A 17,089-nucleotide genomic window follows, 5' to 3' on the forward strand; every position below is an offset into this window, starting at 1 on the left:
GCCGTCGCCGTTGTCATGCGGCCGTGGGCGTCCTCGGGTCACGAGGAGCGCGTCGGCGGTGCGACCGGAGCGGGGCGGCCACCGGAATCCGCGTCGTCCGGGTCCGGAGCGGCCGCCCAGCTCGCCAGCAGCCGCAGCGAGTCCGCCGAGGGCGAGCCCGGCTCCGCGTAGTACGTCACCAGCGACAGGTCGTGCTCCTCGGGCAGCTTCAGCGTCTCGTACGACAGCGTCAGCTCGCCCACCACCGGGTGGTGCAGCCGCTTCGTGCCGTGGCCCTTCTGGCGGACGGTGTGGGCGGCCCACAGCGTACGGAACTCGTCGCTCTTCACCGACAGCTCGCCCACCAGCGCCGTGAGCAGCGGGTCGTCCGGGTAGCAGCCCGCGCACAGCCGCAGCACGCCGACCACCTCGGCCGCCTTGTCCTCCCACTCCAGGTACCGCTCGCGGGCGACCGGGTCGAGGAAGACGTGCCGGGCGAGGTTGCGCTCCTCCGCCGGGAGCGAGACGAAGTCGCCGATCAGGGCCGCGGCCATCCGGTTCCAGGCCAGCAGGTCCAGCCGGCGGCCCAGGACGTACGCGGGCACCGACTCCATGGAGTCGATCAGATGCCTCAGCTGCGGCCTGAGCTGCACCTGGCGGGAGAGCCCGGCCTTCTTCTTCTTGGCCGCGGTCGGCTTGGCCAGGTGCGTGAGGTGCTGCTGCTCGGCGTCGGTCAGCCGCAGCGCCCGCGCGATGGCGTCGAGCACCTCGGCCGACACGTTCTGCCCGTTCCCCTGCTCAAGCCGGGTGTAGTACGCCACCGACACCCCGGCGAGCTGGGCCAGCTCCTCCCGGCGCAGCCCCGGCACACGGCGGTGCCGCCCGAAGTCGGGCAGGCCCACGTCCCCGGGCTTGAGCCGGGCCCGGCGGGAGCGGAGGAATTCGCTGAGTTCGGCACGCTGGTCCATGACACACAAGTATCCGCCGTCGTACGACCGTGAGCCTGACCCTGCCAGTGGTACGCACGGCGGACGTACGAAGGACAGGGGGGTGGGTGACCTGCGCAAGGTGGGGCAGCGTGGTGGACGTACCCGACAAGCACGAGGAGTCAAGGCAATGACCACCGTCGCCGCCTACGCCGCCCCCGCCGCCAAGGCCCCGCTGGAGCGCACCACGATCGAGCGCCGCCCCGTCGGCCCCCACGACATCCTGATCGAGATCAAGTACGCCGGTATCTGCCACTCCGACATCCACCAGGTCCGCGAGGGCTGGGGCGAGGCCATCTTCCCGATGGTCCCGGGCCACGAGATCGCCGGTGTGGTCACCGAGGTGGGCTCCGGTGTCACCAAGTACGCCGTCGGCGACCGGGTCGGCGTCGGCTGCTTCGTCGACTCCTGCGGCGAGTGCGAGCAGTGCGCGGCCGGGCAGGAGCAGTTCTGCGCCCAGGCCGTGGGCACGTACAACGCCGTCGGCCGCGACGGCGAGCCCACCTACGGCGGCTACTCCACCCACGTCGTGGTCAGCGACCGCTTCGCCGTCCGCATCCCCGACGCCCTCGCCCTCGACGTGGCCGCGCCGCTGCTGTGCGCCGGGATCACCCTGTACTCGCCGCTCAAGCGCTGGCAGGCGGGCCCCGGCAAGAAGGTCGCGATCCTGGGCCTCGGCGGCCTCGGCCACATGGGCGTCAAGATCGCGCACGCGCTCGGCGCCGAGGTGACGGTGCTCAGCCAGACGCTGCGCAAGCAGGAGGACGGGGTGAAGCTGGGCGCGGACCACTTCCACGCCACCAGCGACCCGGAGACCTTCACCAAGCTCGCCGGCTCCCTCGACCTGATCGTCTCTACGGTCTCGGCCCCGCTGGACCTCGGCGCCTACCTCTCGCTCCTCAAGCCCGGCGGCGCGCTGGTGAACGTCGGCGCCCCCGAGGAGCCGAACTCCCTCAACATGTTCGGCCTCATCGGCGGCAACAAGATCCTCGCCGGTTCGATGATCGGCGGCATCGCGGAGACCCAGGAGATGCTGGACTTCTGCGCCGAGCACGGCCTGGGCGCGGAGATCGAACTGATCCGCGCGGACCAGGTGAACGAGGCGTACGAGCGGGTACTGGCGAGCGACGTACGCTACCGCTTCGTGATCGACACGGCGACGATCTGAGCTGAGGGGAGGGGGGCTGGGGGGTGGGTGCGGGGCCCGGGTCCCGCGCTGAACCTGCCTCTCCGGGTGCCCCCATCCCCCTGGGGGGCGCCCAGGCGCTGGGTGCGCCGGGTCCTTGGAGGGGCGCAGGGGCGCCGGGGGCGGGGCTGACCTTCACGCTCCGGGTGCACCCGTCCCCCTGAGGGGCGCGGGGACGCCGGGGGCTGACCTTCACGCTCCGGGTGCACCCGTCCCCCTCAGGGGCGCGGGGAACTGCGCGCTCAGCCCCCCACGGTCCGCGGCCGAAATCGGGGTTGAGGGGCGCGGGGAACTGCGCGACCAGCCACACACGGCCCGCACCCGCACAACAGCCCGACCCCCCGGGTCAACACCCCCGCCCCCACCGATAGGAAGACCCCACCCGATACACCCCCGCCCGCCGCACGGCGACCCGCACGAACTCCCCGTCCCGGGACAGACACGCCCCCCCGTCCACCCGCAGCCACGGCGAGTACGCGACCCGCAGGGTCACCGACCCCGCCCGGGGCATCCGCACCACCACCGACGCGTCGTCCCCCCGCACCACCACCCCCGGCGCCGACACCAGCGGCACGGCCCCCCGCACCCGGTACACGGTCCAGTGGGCGTCCCCCCACACCCGCTCCAGCCACTCCGGCCGGCTGCGCACCAGGGCCGCCTCGGCCGTCGCGGGCCCGTCCGGCAGGCCGTCGTGGAGGACGACGAACCCGACGGCCCACCGGTCCAGCCACGCCCGGTACGTCCCGGCGGAGAACGACCCGTCGTAGAACAGCCGCCCCCGCTCCACGTCCAGCTGCCGGTTCCAGCCGCGCGCGGTGTTGACGTACGCCGAGAGCACCGCCGCCTCGCGGTGGTTGCGCGCGGGCACCACCTCCACCCGCGTCCGGTCCGCGCCGAGCCGGCGCAGCTCACCGACGAGCCCGTCGGTCTCCACCGCCCACGCGGGCGTGGCGGTGGACACCCGGATGTCGTCGACGGTCTTGTCCCGCAGCCAGTTGACGGAGACGAGCAGCACGACCACCAGCACGACCCGCCGCACCTTGCCGAGCCCGGGCGCGAGGACCGCGGCGAGCAGCACGGGCGGCCCGGCGAGCCCGAGGAGCCGCTCGACGTTGGTACCGACGGGCGAGGCCACGAGGTACGTGAGGACGACCCCCGCCGCGTATACGGCCGAGCCGAGGCGCACGACCCGCCACGTGCGCGAGGCGGGCGCGGCGAGCAGCAGCGCGGCGCAGACGGCGAGCGGCATCCACAACTTGCCGACCGCCATGGGCTGTTCGCCCTCGAAGGGGAAGAGGAGAGTGGTGGCGCCGACGACCACGCAGGGCGGTACGCCCAGGACGGCGGCCTTGCCCCACTGCCGGTCCAGCCCGTACGCGGCGGCCACCACGACCAGGAAGAGCCCGGCAACGGGGCTGGCCATCGTCGCGAGAGCACTGCTCACCCCCGCGAGCACCAGCCTCCTCCGAGAGCGCCGCTCCCCAGCGGGCCCCACCGCACCCCGCGTGAGCCCCTGCACCAGCACGCACCCGGCCAGCGCGAAGACGACCCCCGTGGCAAAGGTCGTACGCCCCGACACGACGTTGCACCACAACGCCGCCGCAGCGAGCACCGCGGGCCACACCCCCCGCCCGCCCCGGGCCCCCTCCGCCCGGACGAAGAGCAGCGCCATCAGCCACGTACCGCACAGCCCCGCCGCGACCGACACCGTGCGCACCCCGAACGCCGCCATCAACCAGGGCGTCAGCAGGCTGTAGTTGGCGGTGTGCGCGCCGCCGTACCACGAGAGGTTGTACGCCGACCCCGGGTGCCGGGAGGCGAATCCGGCCCAGGCGAGCTGAGCGGCGAGGTCACCGCCACCGGTGGCGAGGACCAGCGCCCACACGACGTACAGCGGCAGAACACCCAGCGTCACCACGACCGGCACACGCCACCCGGCCCGCCGCCCCCTGCCGAACAGGGTCGAGCCCGCCGCGCCTGTGCCAGGATCGGTCCCCAGGACCTGACTGATGCCCATCCGCACACCCTACGGTCCCGCAGGGAAGCACTCCGCTGAAGCAAGTGAGCGAGCCCGGCCGCTGCCTCAGACGCTCCCGGCCACCACCGCCTCCGCGATCCGCACAGCCACATGCGCCGGGACCATGCCGACGTCCACCCAGGGCGTGCCCCGGCCACTCACGGTGGGCCGCAACCGAACCGTCTGCCCCTCGGGCACCCCGAGCCCCACAAGGGCCGACTTCAGCACCTCAGTGGCTTCCTGAGCCCGGTCCCATCCGCCCCGCCATTCCCGCATCTCCACCCTGCGCCGCCTCTCGCCGCGTTCGCCGCGCGCATTCCGTTCCGCGCCGCGGATCCCCATGCTCCAGCCGCCCGCCGACTCGGGCTAGCGGCTTTCCTGTTGGGGCAAGAAGCCGTCCCGGACATGGGCGACCAGCGTGCGCATGGGCTCGCCGTAAAGGGCAACGGCCGCGAACCGTGCGAACGTCCGGACGTAGGTCTGGATGTCCTTGGGATCCCTGGTGGTCAGCTCGGAGTGGAACGTCTCCACGATGACCAGCCGGTCGTCGTGCAGGCTGAAGCAGGTCATGGGGAAGTCCGGCATTCGGGCGTCGAGCGGCACCACTCCGATGCGTACGGCCGGGAGCCGGGACAGCGAGATCAGACGGTCGAGCTGCAGAGCCATCACGACGGGTTCGCAGATCAGCCACCGCACGACGTGCTCGCAGATCAGGAAGTGAAAGGACTGGCCGGATTCGTACAGGACGGCTTGCCGTTCCATGCGGGCCGCCACCGTGCGGGTCCTGGTTTCCTCGGGGAGCGCCGGAGGCAGGGAGAGTACGGCCGACGCGTACTCCGGCGTCTGAAGGAGCCCGGGGATCAACTGGCCCTGAAACAGCCTGAGAACGGTGGTTCCCGCTTCGATGGCCCTGATGGTCTGCTGGTGTTTCCACGGACCCAGGCGGCGCAGCAGGCGCCACGCCGTCTCCTCGGTGGCGGCTGCCCTCGCGGTTTCCAGGAACCCTGCCTTGACGTCGTCCGACACACCGAGAGCCGACAGGATCAGATCGACGTCCTGGACGGTCGGCAGGACCCGGCCGTGTTCGATCTTCGAGAGCTTGCTCGCGGACATGGAGGCCCTGCGGGCCACGGTCTCGCCGGTGAGTCGCGATGCCGCGCGCAGTGCCCGCAGGGCCTTGCCGAGGGATCCGTCCGCGGTCAGCGGTGGCGCTCCCAGTACTCCGAGAAGGGCACGGCGGCAGTCTGTGCGGCGTCCCGGTACGCGCGGTACTCGGGCAGCCGGGGGGACGTCAACGGCTCCGCGCCGATGAACCTGCCCGCGCTCGTGTAGTGCATGCGGTACACCTCGCGGTCGTCGAAGAGCCAGAAGTCGTGATCCGGCAGAGCGGGACCGGGGCCGTCCGCCAGATCGATGATCCCGATGCTCTCCCCGGCACTGATGTTGCCCGGATACGCGGAGAGTTCGTAGCGCAGATAGTCCGTGAGCGGCGACGTCAGCACGTGGACACGGGCTACCTGCTTGCCCCTGTCGGTCATCGACCGGATCCAGGGATTGTCCTCCCACTCCGGGCCCATGGGTTCGCCGGCCAGAAAGCGGCGGAACTCGTCCGCCTCCTCCTCGACGTCGTACACGGCCAGAGTCTCCAGCCGGAACGCCGTCCGCTTGAAGGACTCGAAGAGCCGCCCGAACTGCTCACCGGCGAGCACGGAAGTACTCCTCCAGTACGGAAGCGGGGACGACGACGGCACTCTCCCCGTCGGGAAGGCCGAGCTGCGCCAGTCGCTCGGGGTCGGTGACGACGTACCCCTGGACGACGTAGTGCTCGGCGTCCTCAGTGACCCACAGGGTCGGACAGGTCCCGTTCTTGCAGTCCGGGTCGCCGGACAGCTTCCGTAGCATCTTGCCCCCGGGCGTGGAGTACGACTGCCGGAGTCGATGCTCCCGGCCGGGGGCTGCCGGGGTCAACCGCCCCGGTTTCCACAACGGGAAAGAAGACCGGCGTCACCCCTCCGCCCGAGCCACCCCGATCGGGCACGACACCCCGGTCCCGCCGATCCCGCAGTACCCCCCGGGATTCTTGTCCAGGTACTGCTGGTGGTACGGCTCCGCCGGGTAGAAGGGGCGGCCCTGCGCCGGGAGGATTTCCGTGGTGATCGTGCCGTGGCCCGCGCCCGTCAGGACCCGCTGGTAGGCCTCGCGGGACGCTTCCGCCTCCGCCGCCTGGGACGGGGTGTGGGTGTAGATCGCGGAGCGGTACTGGGTGCCCACGTCGTTGCCCTGGCGGAAGCCCTGGGTGGGGTTGTGGGACTCCCAGAAGAGCTTCAGGAGCGAGGCGTACGAAACGACCGCCGGGTCGTAGACCACGCGGACCGCTTCCGTGTGGCCCGTCAGGCCCGAGCAGACCTCCTCGTACGCCGGGTTCTGCGTGTAGCCGCCCTGGTAGCCGGCCAGGGTCGTCCACACGCCTTCCGTCTGCCAGAACTTGCGCTCGGCGCCCCAGAAGCAGCCGAGGCCGAAGTCCGCGACCTCCAGGCCCTCGGGGTAGGGGCCGAGCAGCGGGTTGCCCAGGACCGTGTGGCGCTCGGGGACGGTGAACTCCGGCTCGGGGCGCCCCTTGAGGGCCTCCTCGGGCTGGGGGAGGACGGGGGTGCGGCTGTTCAGGAACATGCTGGGCTCCTCGGCGGGCGGGGGGCGGTGGTCCACCCCGTGCAACGCGGGAGCGCGGGGAGGGATTCCCCGGGGCCTGAGCCGCCGCCTCGGCCGCCCAGGCCGACTGGCCCTCCGGGCCGTCCGGTCCCGTCCGAGCCGCCCGGGCCTGCCGGATCGCCCGAGCCGCGTCCCCCACGCCCGTCCGGCCGGACCGCGCCCCCACGCCCGTCCGGCCGGACCGCGCCCTCACGCCCGTGCGGCCAGACCACCGAGGCCCCCCACGCCCCCAGGCGCGCCCTACTGCGGCAGCGTCGCCGGGTTCCCGCCGTTCGCCTCGTACCCCGCCACCGCCAGCGCTCGGTATATCGCGTACTCCGCGGCCGGGTCCTCGGACAGGGTCCACGGGAGGGCGCCCACGAAGCCGTCCAGGTGGGCGAACTGGTCCATCGCCTCCGACCAGCGCTCCGCGCGCACCAGGAAGAACGCCAGCAGATGGCGGACGTGGGCCGCGACCGGGTCGTCGGGGCGGGCCGAGTGGACCGCGTGCAGGGCGCCCTCCAGGGCGCGGCTGACCACCTGCGTGCGGTGGAAGTCCGTGACCATGACGATGTCGGGCATGTGCTCGTACACCGCGAAGAGCGGCAGCGCGGCCAGCAGCGAGCCGTGCGGGGCCCGCGCCGCCGCCGACGTCGCGAACTCGTCCGCCAGCACGCGCGAGCCGTGCCACTTCTCGCACCAGTAGTGCAGGGCCGCCAGGTGCGCCCCCATATGGGTCGGCGCGCGGTCGATCACCTTCGCCCACAGCTGCTCGAACTCGGGCTGGGAGTAGGCGAGGCCGCGCGCCACCGCCAGCTCCGTGAGGTACGGAACGGGGTCGCCGGGGGCCAGCAGCGCCGCCTCCGCGCAGACCGCGCGCGCCTCCTCCAGGATGATCCGGAAGTCGTCCTGGCCGGCCGACGAGGAGCGCCACGCCTGCTGGACCAGGAACTCCGCGTGCACCTGCGCCGCGCCCGCGTCCTTCGGCGCCTCCGAACGCCACTTGCGCAGCCACGCCCCGCCCGCGCCGGGGCGCTGCGCGAGCTCCAGGGAGGCCGCGCCCGCGAAGGCCTGGACGCGCTGCCAGCGCAGCTCGCCCTCCTTCGGCGTGCCCGCGAGCAGCTGCGCCGCCGCCCGCCACTCCTGGGTGGCCTGCACCACGTCCAGCACGTCCAGGAGGTCCTGGTCCGGGCCGGGCAGCCGCACGTCCAGCTCCTCCTGGCGCGCGAAGCCGTACGCCGCGGGGTCCGCCGCGTCGGGCGCGCCGGGCTCGGCCAGCTGGATGCCGAGCCGGCGGCGGCGCATCGCCCACGGGCCCAGGGCCATCGTCAGCATGCACGCGGCGATCAGGATCCAGAGAATCTCCATGCCTCAAGCGAACCAGACCCCACGGACTTCTGGCCAACCCGCACCCCGCCCTGTGGAAAACCCGGCGCCCGCGGTCTCACGAAATCGCGACCCGGGTCTCACCCAACGGCGACCGCGCCCGCCCGCGCCACCGGCGAACTACGCTCTGGACCCATGAGCCACGAGCACCTCGACAAGAGCTTCGAGACCATCGCGATCCACGCCGGCAACACCGCGGATCCGCTGACCGGCGCGGTCGTACCCCCGATCTACCAGGTCTCCACCTACAAGCAGGACGGCGTCGGCGGGCTGCGCGGCGGCTACGAGTACAGCCGCAGCGCCAACCCGACGCGCACCGCCCTCGAAGAGAACCTGGCGGCCCTGGAGGGCGGTGTCCGCGGACTCGCCTTCGCCTCCGGCCTCGCCGCCGAGGACTGCCTGCTGCGCGCGCTGCTGACCCCCGGCGACCACGTGGTCATCCCCAACGACGCGTACGGCGGTACGTTCCGCCTCTTCGCCAAGGTGGTCTCGCGCTGGGGCGTGGAGTGGTCGGTCGCCGACACCTCCGACCCGGCGGCGGTACGGGCCGCGGTCACCGACCGTACGAAGGCGATCTGGGTCGAGACGCCCTCGAACCCGCTGCTCGGCATCACCGACATCGCGGCCGTCGCGGCCGTCGCCAAGGACGTCGGCGCCAAGCTGGTCGTCGACAACACCTTCGCGAGCCCCTACCTCCAGCAGCCGCTGGCGCTCGGCGCGGACGTCGTCGTGCACTCCCTGACCAAGTACATGGGCGGCCACTCCGACGTCGTGGGCGGCGCCCTCGTCACCAACTCGGTGGAGCTGGGCGAGGAGCTGGCGTACCACCAGAACGCCATGGGCGCGGTCGCCGGGCCGTTCGACTCCTGGCTGGTGCTGCGCGGCATCAAGACCCTTGCGGTGCGCATGGACCGGCACAGTGAGAACGCCGGGAAGATCGCGGAGATGCTGAACCGCCACCCCAAGGTGTCGCAGGTGCTCTACCCGGGGCTGCCCGAGCACCCCGGCCACGAGGTCGCGGCCAAGCAGATGCGTGCCTTCGGCGGCATGATCTCCTTCCGGGTCGCGGGCGGCGAGCAGGAGGCGGTCGACCTGTGCGCCCGCACCAAGGTCTTCACGCTGGGCGAGTCGCTGGGCGGTGTGGAGTCGCTGATCGAGCACCCGGGCCGGATGACGCACGCCAGCGTCGTCGGCTCCGCCCTGGAGGTGCCGGGTGACCTGGTGCGCCTCTCGGTCGGCATCGAGAACGTCGACGACCTGCTGGCCGACCTCCAGCAGGCGCTCGGCTGACGCTCCCGCTGTCGGCGGCGGTCCCGGAGCCCGGCCCCGCTCCGGGACCGCCCACGCGCGCGTGGAGCGTCTGGGGTCCGCCGACCGGGTGCCAGCCCCGTTCCGGGGCCGGGCCACGGCCGCGTGGAGCGCGCCGGTGCGAGGCAAGTCTTCGGGACCCGGTGGTCCGGGACCCTCAGATCCCCTCCACCGGTGGCGCCACCGTCGACGGCGGCGTCGCCCACGGATGCACCCGCCACGCCCACACCGTGAAGACGGCCGCCGCCGCCAGGATCACCAGCCACATCAGCCGCCGCGCGGCCTGTCGGCGGCGCAGCAGGCGGCGGCCCAACTCGGCCGCGCGTACGGCGAGTTCGGGCGGAACCGGCGGATGCGGCCCCTCCAGCAGGCGGCGGACCTCAGCCTCCTTGCGGTCCGGCGGGCTCACGGCTGCCCCACGCCCGTGGGCACCTCTCCGCTCACGCCCCCTGCGCTCATGACCTCTGCGCTCATGGCCTCCGCATTCGCGATCCCCGCCCTCATGGCCCCGGCCCTCATGACGCCCCCTCCGGCGTCGCCCTGGGCAGCGGTCGGCGGGGCGGCGCGGACGCGCTGCGCATCGTCGCGATCGCGCGCGTGCACAGCACCCGGACCCGCTCGGCCGGCAGCCCCATCAGCGCGGCCACCTGCTCCTCGGCGACGCCCTCGTACAGTCGCAGGACCAGGACGATCCGCTCCTGCGGGGTGAGCCGGGCCAGTACGCCGCCCGCGCGGTCGCGGTGGCGGTGGTGGCGCCAGGCGGTGCTCGCGAAGCGGGCCGCCAGCTCCCGGCGGGTGCGGTCGTACGGGTCCTCGCCGCGCTCGGGGTCCCAGTGCGCGTACGTCCGTGCCAGAGCGGCGGTCAGCAGGCGGCGGGCCCGGTCGTTGTGTTCGGGCGGCTCGCCGGTGAGCAGGGTCGCGGCATGCAGCAGCCGGCCCCCCGCGCCCGCCACGAACGCCTCGAACTCGCGGGCACCGCGGCGCTGCCGTTCCGTCTGCCGCTCGCGCATGGCCTCATATGAAGCCCGTGCGCGCGGCAGGTCAAGAGGTCGGCGCCGCCGGGTCCTGGGCGGCCGACTGCCGGGCCGACAGAGCGGAGTTGAAGCGGGTCAGGAGGGTGCAGAAGGACTCCCGTTCCGCCTCGGTCCAGCCGTCGGTCACCTGGGCCATGAGCTCGCGGCGCGAGGAGCGGACCTCTTCGAGGCGGGTCTGGCCGCGCGGGGACAGCTGGAGCACGACGGCCCGGCCGTCCTCGGGGTGCGAGGTCCGCTTCACCAGGCCCGTGTCGACCAGCGGGGCGACCTGGCGGGTGACCGTCGAGGAGTCGATGCCCATGCCGGCGGCGAGGGCCTTGACGCCCATCGGGCCTTCCTGGTCGAGCCTGTTGAGCAGCAGGTACGCCGCGCGGTCCATCGAGTTGCGGACCTGGCCGACGCCGCCGAGACGGGTCTGCTCCGCGCGGCGCGCGAAGACGGCCACCTGGTGCTGGAGGGCATCGAGGAGACCTGGGTCGAGATGGGAAGTCATGTCCTGAGTAGTGGGCATGGCCGGGGCTCTCTCGTGCGGCGGTCGGTGTGGTGGGGGACAGAGTACGCGGCCCGGCCGGTACGCGTACCGGCCCTGCGCAAAGCTGTGGACAACTGCCGCGGGGATCCGGTCCGCCCCGGCCGCCGGGCCCATGAGCTGCGAGACTTGAGGTCATGGACTTCCGTACGCCCGGCCCCGCGCATCCCCTGATCCTCGACGATGTGCGAGGCGCGCAGAAGATGCTCGCGGGGGTCGCCAGGATGACCGCCCTTGAGGGGTCGCGGCACCTGACCGGGCTGGTCGGCGCCCCGGTCCACCTCAAGTGCGAGAACCTCCAGCGCACCGGGTCGTTCAAGCTCAGGGGCGCCTACGTACGGATCGCCGGGCTGCGCCCCGAGGAGCGCGCGGCCGGGGTGGTGGCCGCGAGCGCGGGCAACCACGCGCAGGGCGTGGCGCTGGCCTCCTCGCTCCTGGGCGTGCGCTCCACGGTGTTCATGCCGGTCGGCGCGCCCCTGCCGAAGGTCGCCGCGACCCGGGAGTACGGCGCGGAGGTCGTCCTGCGCGGCACGGTCGTCGACGAGACGCTGGCGGCGGCCGAGGCGTACGCGCGCGAGACGGGCGCGGTCTTCATCCACCCCTTCGACCACCCGGACATCATCGCGGGCCAGGGCACGGTCGGTCTGGAGATCCTGGAGCAGTGCCCGGAGGTGCGCACCATCGTCGTCGGGGTCGGCGGCGGCGGTCTGGCCGCGGGCATCGCGGTCGCGGTGAAGGCGGTCCGCCCCGATGTGCGGGTGGTCGGCGTGCAGGCGGCGGCGTCGGCGGCGTATCCGCCCTCGCTGGCGGCCGGGCGCCCGGTGGTGATCGACCCGGCGCCGACGATGGCGGACGGGATCAAGGTGGGGCGGCCCGGGGACGTGCCGTTCGCGCTGGTCCAGGAGCTGGTGGACGAGATCCGCACGGTCTCCGAGGACGAGCTGTCCAGTGCCCTGCTGCTCTGCATGGAGCGGGCCAAGCTGGTCGTGGAGCCCGCCGGGGCGAGCCCGGTGGCGGCGCTGCTGAGCGACCCCGGGGCGTTCCGGGGGCCGGTGGTGGCGGTGCTGTCGGGCGGCAACGTGGACCCCGTGCTGCTCCAGCGCATCCTGCGGCACGGCATGGCGGCGGCCGGGCGGTATCTGAGCCTGCGGCTGCGCCTGCCGGACCGGCCGGGGGCGCTGGCGGCCCTGCTCGCCTCGCTGTCGGTGGCCGATGCCAACGTCCTCGACGTGAGCCACGTACGGACCGATCCGCGGCTCGGACTGACCGAGGTGGAGGTGGAGGTGCACCTGGAGACGAAGGGGCCGGAGCACTGCCTGGAGGTCGGGGCGGCGCTGCGGGCCGAGGGGTACCGGGTCATCTCCTGACCGCTCGCGCCGCGGCGTCGTATCTGCGCCGCACCCCTTGAGTAAACGCGATACATCGCGTTAGCGTGTGTCCTGTGCCACAGCTCCACCGGGCATCAGCTGCCCGGCAATCCTAGGATTTGTGTACGAATCGACACCCAACTCTGGGGGTACCCGATATGCCAGGCGCCATCTATGCCGAAGGCCTGGTGAAGACGTTCGGCGACGTCAAGGCTCTGGACGGCGTGGACCTCGATGTCCCCGAGGGCACGGTTCTGGGCCTCCTCGGCCCCAACGGCGCCGGCAAGACCACCACCGTGCGCGTCCTGACCACCCTGCTCCGGCCCGACAGCGGCCGGGCCACGGTCGCGGGCATCGACGTGCTCAAGCATCCCAACGAGGTGCGCCGCGCGATCGGCCTGTCCGGCCAGTTCGCGGCCGTGGACGAGTATCTGACCGGCCGTGAGAACCTTCAGATGGTCGGCCGGCTGTACCAGATGAAGGCCAAGGAGGCGAAGGCCAGGGCGGGCGAGCTGCTGGAGAAGTTCCACCTCGCCGACGCGGCCGACCGCCCCGCGAAGACGTATTCGGGCGGTATGCGCCGCCGTCTCGACCTGGCCGCGGCCCTCGTCGTCTCGCCGCCCGTGATGTTCATGGACGAGCCGACCACCGGCCTGGACCCGCGCAACCGCCAGCAGCTCTGGGAGGTCATCCAGGAGCTCGTCGCGGGCGGCACCACCCTGCTGCTCACCACGCAGTACCTGGAGGAGGCCGACCACCTCGCGCACGACATCTGCGTCGTCGACCACGGCCGTGTGATCGAACGCGGCACCGCCGACCAGCTCAAGGCCCGCACCGGCGGCGAACGCGTCGAGGTCGTGGTGCACCAGCAGGAGGAGATCGAGCCCGCCCGCGCGGTGCTCGCCGGGTTCGGCAAGGGCGAGGTCGCCGTCGCCGCGCACACCCGCAAGCTCACCGTGCCGGTCACCGGCGGCGCCAAGCTGCTCGCCGAGGTCATCCGGGAGCTCGACAACCGCGGAGTGGAGATCGACGACATCGGGCTGCGCCGCCCGACCCTGGACGACGTCTTCATCTCCCTCACCGGCCACGCGGCCGAACAGAAGGAAGAAGACGAGAAGGAGGACGCCAAGTGACCGCCGTCGTCGAAACCCCGCGCCTCGCCGCCCCGCAGCCGCGCGGCGGAGTCGTCCAGTCGGTCAACGACTCGCTGGTCGTCGCCAAGCGCAACCTCATAAGGATGATGCGCATACCCGAGATGATCATTTTCGGGCTGATCCAGCCGATCATGTTCGTCGTGCTGTTCAGCTACGTGTTCGGCGGCTCGGTCAGCATCGGCGGCTCCCTGGACCCCGCCGGGTACCGCGAGTTCCTGATGGCGGGCATCTTCGCGCAGACCGTCACCTTCGCGACGGCCGGCGCGGGCGCGGGCATCGCGGACGACATGCACAAGGGGCTCATCGACCGGTTCCGGTCGCTGCCCATGGCCCGCGGGGCGGTCCTCACCGGCCGCACCCTGGCCGACCTGGTGCAGACGGCGCTCACCGTGGTGGTCCTCGCCGTCGTCGGCCTGCTGGTCGGCTGGCGGGTCCACCACGGCATCCCCAAGGCGCTCGGCGCGTTCGCGCTGCTGCTCCTGCTCGGCTACGCGTTCTCCTGGATCGGCGCCCTGATCGGCCTCTCGGTGCGTACCCCTGAGGCCGCCACCTCGGGCGGGCTGATCTGGCTCTTCCCGGTGACCTTCGTGTCCAACGCCTTCGTCGCCACCTCCGGGATGACGCCGTGGCTGAGGCACGTCGCCGAGTGGAACCCGTTCAGCGCCACCGTCCAGGCCTGCCGCGACCTCTTCGGCAACCCGGGCGTGGTGCCGTCCGACGCCTGGCCGATGCAGCACCCGGTGATCGCCTCGCTGCTCTGGTCGCTGCTGATCATCGTGGTGTTCCGGACGCTGGCGGTGCGCAAGTACCGCTCGGCGACGGCCTGAGGCACACGGCGAAGCCCCCGGCGGCCCTGGAAAGGGGCCGCCGGGGGCTTCTCGTGTGCGGGGCGGGCTCAGCCCGTGTACGGCGTGGCCGCGAGGATCTTCACCGAGGCCTTGCGGCCGTTCGGCAGCTCGTACTGGGCGTCCTCGCCGACCTTCTTGCCGTTGACGCCGGAGCCGAGCGGCGACTGCGGCGAGTACGTCTCGATCTCCGTCGACGCGTACTCGCGCGAGGCGAGGAGGAACTCCAGCGTGTCGTCCTCGTCGCCGTCGAAGGCGATGGTGACGAGCATGCCGGGGGCCACCACGCCGTCCGCGGCGGGAGCCTCGCCGACCTTCGCGTGCTCGAGGAGCTGGGTCAGCTGGCGGACCCGGAGCTCCATCTTGCCCTGCTCCTCCTTGGCCGCGTGGTACCCGCCGTTCTCCCGGAGGTCACCCTCCTCACGGGCCGCCGCGATCTTTACGGCGATCTCCGTGCGCGCGGGACCAGACAGATACTCCAGCTCGGCCTTGAGCTGGTTGTACGCCTCCTGGGTCAGCCAGGTGACGTTGTCGCTGGTCTGGGTCACAGGTGCTCCTCGTCGGTACTGGGAATACAAGCGCATCGCCCTACCCAGAAGAATGTGCCTTCTCGGGCGGGCGAAACCACGAGCCTAACAATTCAGGGCGCGTAGGGGGAGGACGAAAACCGTGGGGACATCGTCGGCGCAGGTCAGCGGGGACGATACGGCGGCGTCGCCCGGCGGGCCACACCGGGGCCGGGCGGAAGCTCCGGGGGCGCGCGGTGCGGGTGATGCGGGTGGGGCGGGTGGTGCGGGGGTGGGGACGGGTCAGACCGACTTGCAGCCGACCAGGTCGACCGCGGTCGCCCGCTCGGTGGTCTGCACGGTGATCAGCTCGTCGATACGGCTCTTCTTCTGCTCGAAGCGCACGTCCTTGCGGCCCACCTCGTCGCCGCCGGTCTCCAGCGCGCGCAGGGTGCAGACACCGGTCTCACCGCTGTCCTTGCGCACTTCCAGATGGACCTCGACGGCCTTGGCGGAGACCACCTTGAACTTGATGACCTCGGCGGACACCGACTGGCCGCCCACGTAGTCGTAGCCGATCCAGCCGACCACACCGAGCAGCGCGACGCCCAGGACCGAGCCGATGATCTTGAGCTTGCGGTCGGCGCGCTGGTCCGCGGTGCGCCCGTAGCGCCCCTCGGGAAGCGGTTGGCTTGCCGCGGCCATGGTCGTCCTCCTGCTGCTGGGGGTGCCGGAATTTTCCGCCCCCCGATTCGGTCACTATAGAAGCCGCCCGACGCGCCGGATCACGGAGGGCGACACCCAGGGCGCCGAATCACTGAGGATCTTGTCTTGACTGAGCAGCTGCGACTGATGGCCGTGCACGCCCACCCCGACGACGAGTCGAGCAAGGGCGCGGCCACCATGGCGAAGTACGTGTCCGAGGGGGTGGACGTGCTGGTGGTGACCTGCACCGGAGGCGAGCGCGGCTCCATCCTCAACCCGAAGCTCCAGGGCGACAAGTACATCGAGGAGCACATCCACGAGGTGCGCAAGAAGGAGATGGACGAGGCCCGCGAGATCCTCGGGGTCAAGCAGGAGTGGCTGGGGTTCATCGACTCGGGGCTGCCGGAGGGCGACCCGCTGCCGCCGCTGCCGGAGGGCTGCTTCGCCCTGGAGGACGTGGACCGGGCGGCGGGTGAGCTGGTCCGCAAGATCCGCGCCTTCCGTCCGCAGGTGATCACCACGTACGACGAGAACGGTGGCTATCCGCACCCCGACCACATCATGACCCACAAGATCTCCATGGTGGCGTTCGACGGGGCGGCCGACACGGAGAAGTTCCCGGAGGACGAGTACGGCCCGGCCTACCAGCCGCGGAAGCTGTACTACAACCAGGGCTTCAACAAGCCGCGCACGCTGGCGCTGCACCACGCCCTGCTGGAGCGCGGCATGGAGTCCCCGTACGCGGAGTGGCTGGAGCGGTGGAAGGAGTTCGAGCGGGTCGAGCGCACGCTGACCACGCACGTTCCGTGCGGCGACTTCTTCGAGATCCGCGACAAGGCGCTGATCGCGCACGCCACGCAGATCGACCCCGACGGGGGCTGGTTCCGGGTGCCGATGGAGATCCAGCGGGAGGTCTGGCCGACGGAGGAGTACGAGCTGGCGAAGTCGCTCGTGGACACTTCCCTCCCCGAGGACGACCTCTTCGCGGGCGTGCGCGAGAATGCCTGATATGAGCGCAAGCCTGGCACTGACGCATCTGGTCCCGCTGGCCAAGGAGATCGACAACGACAAGGTGACGCCCGGCGTCCTCGGGTTCATCGTCTTCGCGGCGCTGGCCGTGGGGGTGTGGCTGCTGATGAAGTCCATGAACCGGCACATGGGGAAGGTGGACTTCGAGGAGGCGCCCGACCCGGGCGCGTCCGCGTCTGCCTCCGCCTCCGCCTCTGCCTCCACCGCTGTCTCCGCCTCCGGCGAGGGTGGGGCGAAGAAGGTCTGAGGGGGCCGTGGTGGGCGGTCGGCCGCGGGTTGTGGGTGGCTGGTCGCGCAGTTCCCCGCGCCCCTAGGGGGTTGGGGGCGGGCCCGGGGTGAGGTTCGGGTGGGGCAGGCGGTCGGCTGCGGG

General features: G+C 72.1%; 19 protein-coding genes. 7 read left to right on the forward strand and 12 right to left on the reverse strand.

Going from position 1 to position 17,089, the window contains the following annotated elements; all coding sequences use genetic code 11:
* Window positions 1-38 precede the first annotated feature (38 nt).
* On the reverse strand, window positions 39-947 hold the full coding sequence (locus AC069K_RS30905; RefSeq protein ID WP_358834829.1) for a helix-turn-helix domain-containing protein: 909 nt from the start codon (window positions 945-947) through the stop codon (window positions 39-41).
* Window positions 948-1,095: 148 nt separating this feature from the next.
* Here AC069K_RS30905 and AC069K_RS30910 point away from each other — a divergent pair, with 148 nt between their 5' ends.
* Window positions 1,096-2,133: an NAD(P)-dependent alcohol dehydrogenase gene (locus AC069K_RS30910; protein ID WP_365111635.1), complete on the forward strand. Its 1,038-nt coding sequence runs from the start codon at window positions 1,096-1,098 to the stop codon at window positions 2,131-2,133.
* Window positions 2,134-2,497: 364 nt separating this feature from the next.
* On the opposite strand, the gene AC069K_RS30915 is transcribed toward AC069K_RS30910, so the two are convergent.
* The 6 genes from AC069K_RS30915 to AC069K_RS30940 all read right to left on the reverse strand — a co-directional run bounded on the left by AC069K_RS30915 (window position 2,498) and on the right by AC069K_RS30940 (window position 8,224).
* Entirely contained in the window at window positions 2,498-4,168 is a 1,671-nt protein-coding gene (locus tag AC069K_RS30915) for a hypothetical protein (protein WP_478621822.1), read from the reverse strand.
* A gap of 366 nt (window positions 4,169-4,534) precedes the next feature.
* On the reverse strand, window positions 4,535-5,386 hold the full coding sequence (locus tag AC069K_RS30920; protein ID WP_478621952.1) for a helix-turn-helix domain-containing protein: 852 nt from the start codon (window positions 5,384-5,386) through the stop codon (window positions 4,535-4,537).
* Window positions 5,368-5,877, reverse strand: coding sequence for a DUF6879 family protein (locus AC069K_RS30925; RefSeq protein ID WP_478621824.1), 510 nt, complete (start codon window positions 5,875-5,877; stop codon window positions 5,368-5,370). Before AC069K_RS30925 ends, AC069K_RS30920 begins: the two co-directional genes overlap by 19 nt.
* Entirely contained in the window at window positions 5,864-6,070 is a 207-nt protein-coding gene (locus AC069K_RS30930; protein WP_478621826.1) for a hypothetical protein, read from the reverse strand. Before AC069K_RS30930 ends, AC069K_RS30925 begins: the two co-directional genes overlap by 14 nt.
* Window positions 6,071-6,172: 102 nt before the next feature.
* Window positions 6,173-6,838, reverse strand: coding sequence for a peptide-methionine (S)-S-oxide reductase MsrA (gene msrA, locus AC069K_RS30935; protein ID WP_365111627.1), 666 nt, complete (start codon window positions 6,836-6,838; stop codon window positions 6,173-6,175).
* Window positions 6,839-7,117: 279 nt separating this feature from the next.
* Complete coding sequence (locus AC069K_RS30940) at window positions 7,118-8,224, reverse strand: tetratricopeptide repeat protein (RefSeq protein ID WP_365111625.1); 1,107 nt, start codon at window positions 8,222-8,224, stop codon at window positions 7,118-7,120.
* Between the two features lie 153 nt (window positions 8,225-8,377).
* Here AC069K_RS30940 and AC069K_RS30945 point away from each other — a divergent pair, with 153 nt between their 5' ends.
* A complete protein-coding gene (locus AC069K_RS30945; protein ID WP_365111622.1) occupies window positions 8,378-9,532 on the forward strand; it encodes a cystathionine gamma-synthase in 1,155 nt (384 codons plus the stop codon).
* 175 nt (window positions 9,533-9,707) lie between these two features.
* Here AC069K_RS30945 and AC069K_RS30950 read toward each other — a convergent pair whose 3' ends face one another.
* From AC069K_RS30950 to AC069K_RS30960, 3 genes are all read right to left on the reverse strand, one after another.
* Window positions 9,708-9,959 (reverse strand): hypothetical protein, encoded by a 252-nt coding sequence (locus tag AC069K_RS30950; RefSeq protein ID WP_478621828.1) that lies wholly within the window; start codon window positions 9,957-9,959, stop codon window positions 9,708-9,710.
* Between the two features lie 106 nt (window positions 9,960-10,065).
* Complete coding sequence (locus AC069K_RS30955; RefSeq protein WP_365111616.1) at window positions 10,066-10,560, reverse strand: sigma factor-like helix-turn-helix DNA-binding protein; 495 nt, start codon at window positions 10,558-10,560, stop codon at window positions 10,066-10,068.
* A gap of 31 nt (window positions 10,561-10,591) precedes the next feature.
* Entirely contained in the window at window positions 10,592-11,095 is a 504-nt protein-coding gene (locus AC069K_RS30960; RefSeq protein ID WP_358834839.1) for a MarR family winged helix-turn-helix transcriptional regulator, read from the reverse strand.
* 155 nt (window positions 11,096-11,250) lie between these two features.
* Between AC069K_RS30960 and ilvA the strand changes: the two genes are divergently transcribed.
* The 3 genes from ilvA (at window position 11,251) to AC069K_RS30975 (ending at window position 14,461) form a co-directional block, all read left to right on the forward strand.
* On the forward strand, window positions 11,251-12,480 hold the full coding sequence (gene ilvA / locus AC069K_RS30965; protein WP_478621830.1) for a threonine ammonia-lyase: 1,230 nt from the start codon (window positions 11,251-11,253) through the stop codon (window positions 12,478-12,480).
* 158 nt (window positions 12,481-12,638) lie between these two features.
* Window positions 12,639-13,613: an ATP-binding cassette domain-containing protein gene (locus AC069K_RS30970; protein ID WP_365111610.1), complete on the forward strand. Its 975-nt coding sequence runs from the start codon at window positions 12,639-12,641 to the stop codon at window positions 13,611-13,613.
* Complete coding sequence (locus AC069K_RS30975) at window positions 13,610-14,461, forward strand: ABC transporter permease (RefSeq protein WP_358834842.1); 852 nt, start codon at window positions 13,610-13,612, stop codon at window positions 14,459-14,461. The genes AC069K_RS30970 and AC069K_RS30975 overlap by 4 nt, the downstream gene beginning before the upstream one ends.
* A 68-nt stretch (window positions 14,462-14,529) precedes the next feature.
* On the opposite strand, the gene greA is transcribed toward AC069K_RS30975, so the two are convergent.
* Window positions 14,530-15,027 (reverse strand): transcription elongation factor GreA, encoded by a 498-nt coding sequence (greA, locus tag AC069K_RS30980; RefSeq protein WP_358834843.1) that lies wholly within the window; start codon window positions 15,025-15,027, stop codon window positions 14,530-14,532.
* A 261-nt stretch (window positions 15,028-15,288) separates the two neighbouring features.
* The gene (locus tag AC069K_RS30985) at window positions 15,289-15,690 is read right to left on the reverse strand and encodes a DUF4307 domain-containing protein (protein ID WP_358834844.1); all 402 of its coding nucleotides are present in this window, start codon (window positions 15,688-15,690) and stop codon (window positions 15,289-15,291) included.
* A gap of 126 nt (window positions 15,691-15,816) precedes the next feature.
* Between AC069K_RS30985 and mca the strand changes: the two genes are divergently transcribed.
* Both mca and AC069K_RS30995 read left to right on the forward strand, forming a co-directional pair.
* Window positions 15,817-16,698: a mycothiol conjugate amidase Mca gene (gene mca / locus AC069K_RS30990; RefSeq protein WP_358834845.1), complete on the forward strand. Its 882-nt coding sequence runs from the start codon at window positions 15,817-15,819 to the stop codon at window positions 16,696-16,698.
* Window positions 16,691-16,966 carry a hypothetical protein gene (locus tag AC069K_RS30995; protein WP_478621832.1) on the forward strand — a complete coding sequence of 92 codons (276 nt, stop codon included), beginning with the start codon at window positions 16,691-16,693 and terminating at the stop codon, window positions 16,964-16,966. Before mca ends, AC069K_RS30995 begins: the two co-directional genes overlap by 8 nt.
* Window positions 16,967-17,089 lie beyond the last annotated feature (123 nt).

Source organism: Streptomyces sp. NPDC043908 (genome assembly GCF_056435525.1).

Bases quoted from the DNA above. Each gene is read 5' to 3' on its own strand.
- AC069K_RS30905 (WP_358834829.1), bottom strand. From the start codon at position 947: ATGGACCAGCGTGCCGAACTCAGCGAATTCCTCCGCTCCCGCCGGGCC.
- AC069K_RS30910 (WP_365111635.1), top strand. From the start codon at position 1,096: ATGACCACCGTCGCCGCCTACGCCGCCCCCGCCGCCAAGGCCCCGCTG.
- AC069K_RS30915 (WP_478621822.1), bottom strand. From the start codon at position 4,168: ATGGGCATCAGTCAGGTCCTGGGGACCGATCCTGGCACAGGCGCGGCG.
- AC069K_RS30930 (WP_478621826.1), bottom strand. From the start codon at position 6,070: ATGCTACGGAAGCTGTCCGGCGACCCGGACTGCAAGAACGGGACCTGT.
- msrA (WP_365111627.1), bottom strand. From the start codon at position 6,838: ATGTTCCTGAACAGCCGCACCCCCGTCCTCCCCCAGCCCGAGGAGGCC.
- AC069K_RS30940 (WP_365111625.1), bottom strand. From the start codon at position 8,224: ATGGAGATTCTCTGGATCCTGATCGCCGCGTGCATGCTGACGATGGCC.
- AC069K_RS30945 (WP_365111622.1), top strand. From the start codon at position 8,378: ATGAGCCACGAGCACCTCGACAAGAGCTTCGAGACCATCGCGATCCAC.
- AC069K_RS30955 (WP_365111616.1), bottom strand. From the start codon at position 10,560: ATGCGCGAGCGGCAGACGGAACGGCAGCGCCGCGGTGCCCGCGAGTTC.
- AC069K_RS30960 (WP_358834839.1), bottom strand. From the start codon at position 11,095: ATGCCCACTACTCAGGACATGACTTCCCATCTCGACCCAGGTCTCCTC.
- ilvA (WP_478621830.1), top strand. From the start codon at position 11,251: ATGGACTTCCGTACGCCCGGCCCCGCGCATCCCCTGATCCTCGACGAT.
- AC069K_RS30970 (WP_365111610.1), top strand. From the start codon at position 12,639: ATGCCAGGCGCCATCTATGCCGAAGGCCTGGTGAAGACGTTCGGCGAC.
- AC069K_RS30985 (WP_358834844.1), bottom strand. From the start codon at position 15,690: ATGGCCGCGGCAAGCCAACCGCTTCCCGAGGGGCGCTACGGGCGCACC.
- AC069K_RS30995 (WP_478621832.1), top strand. From the start codon at position 16,691: ATGCCTGATATGAGCGCAAGCCTGGCACTGACGCATCTGGTCCCGCTG.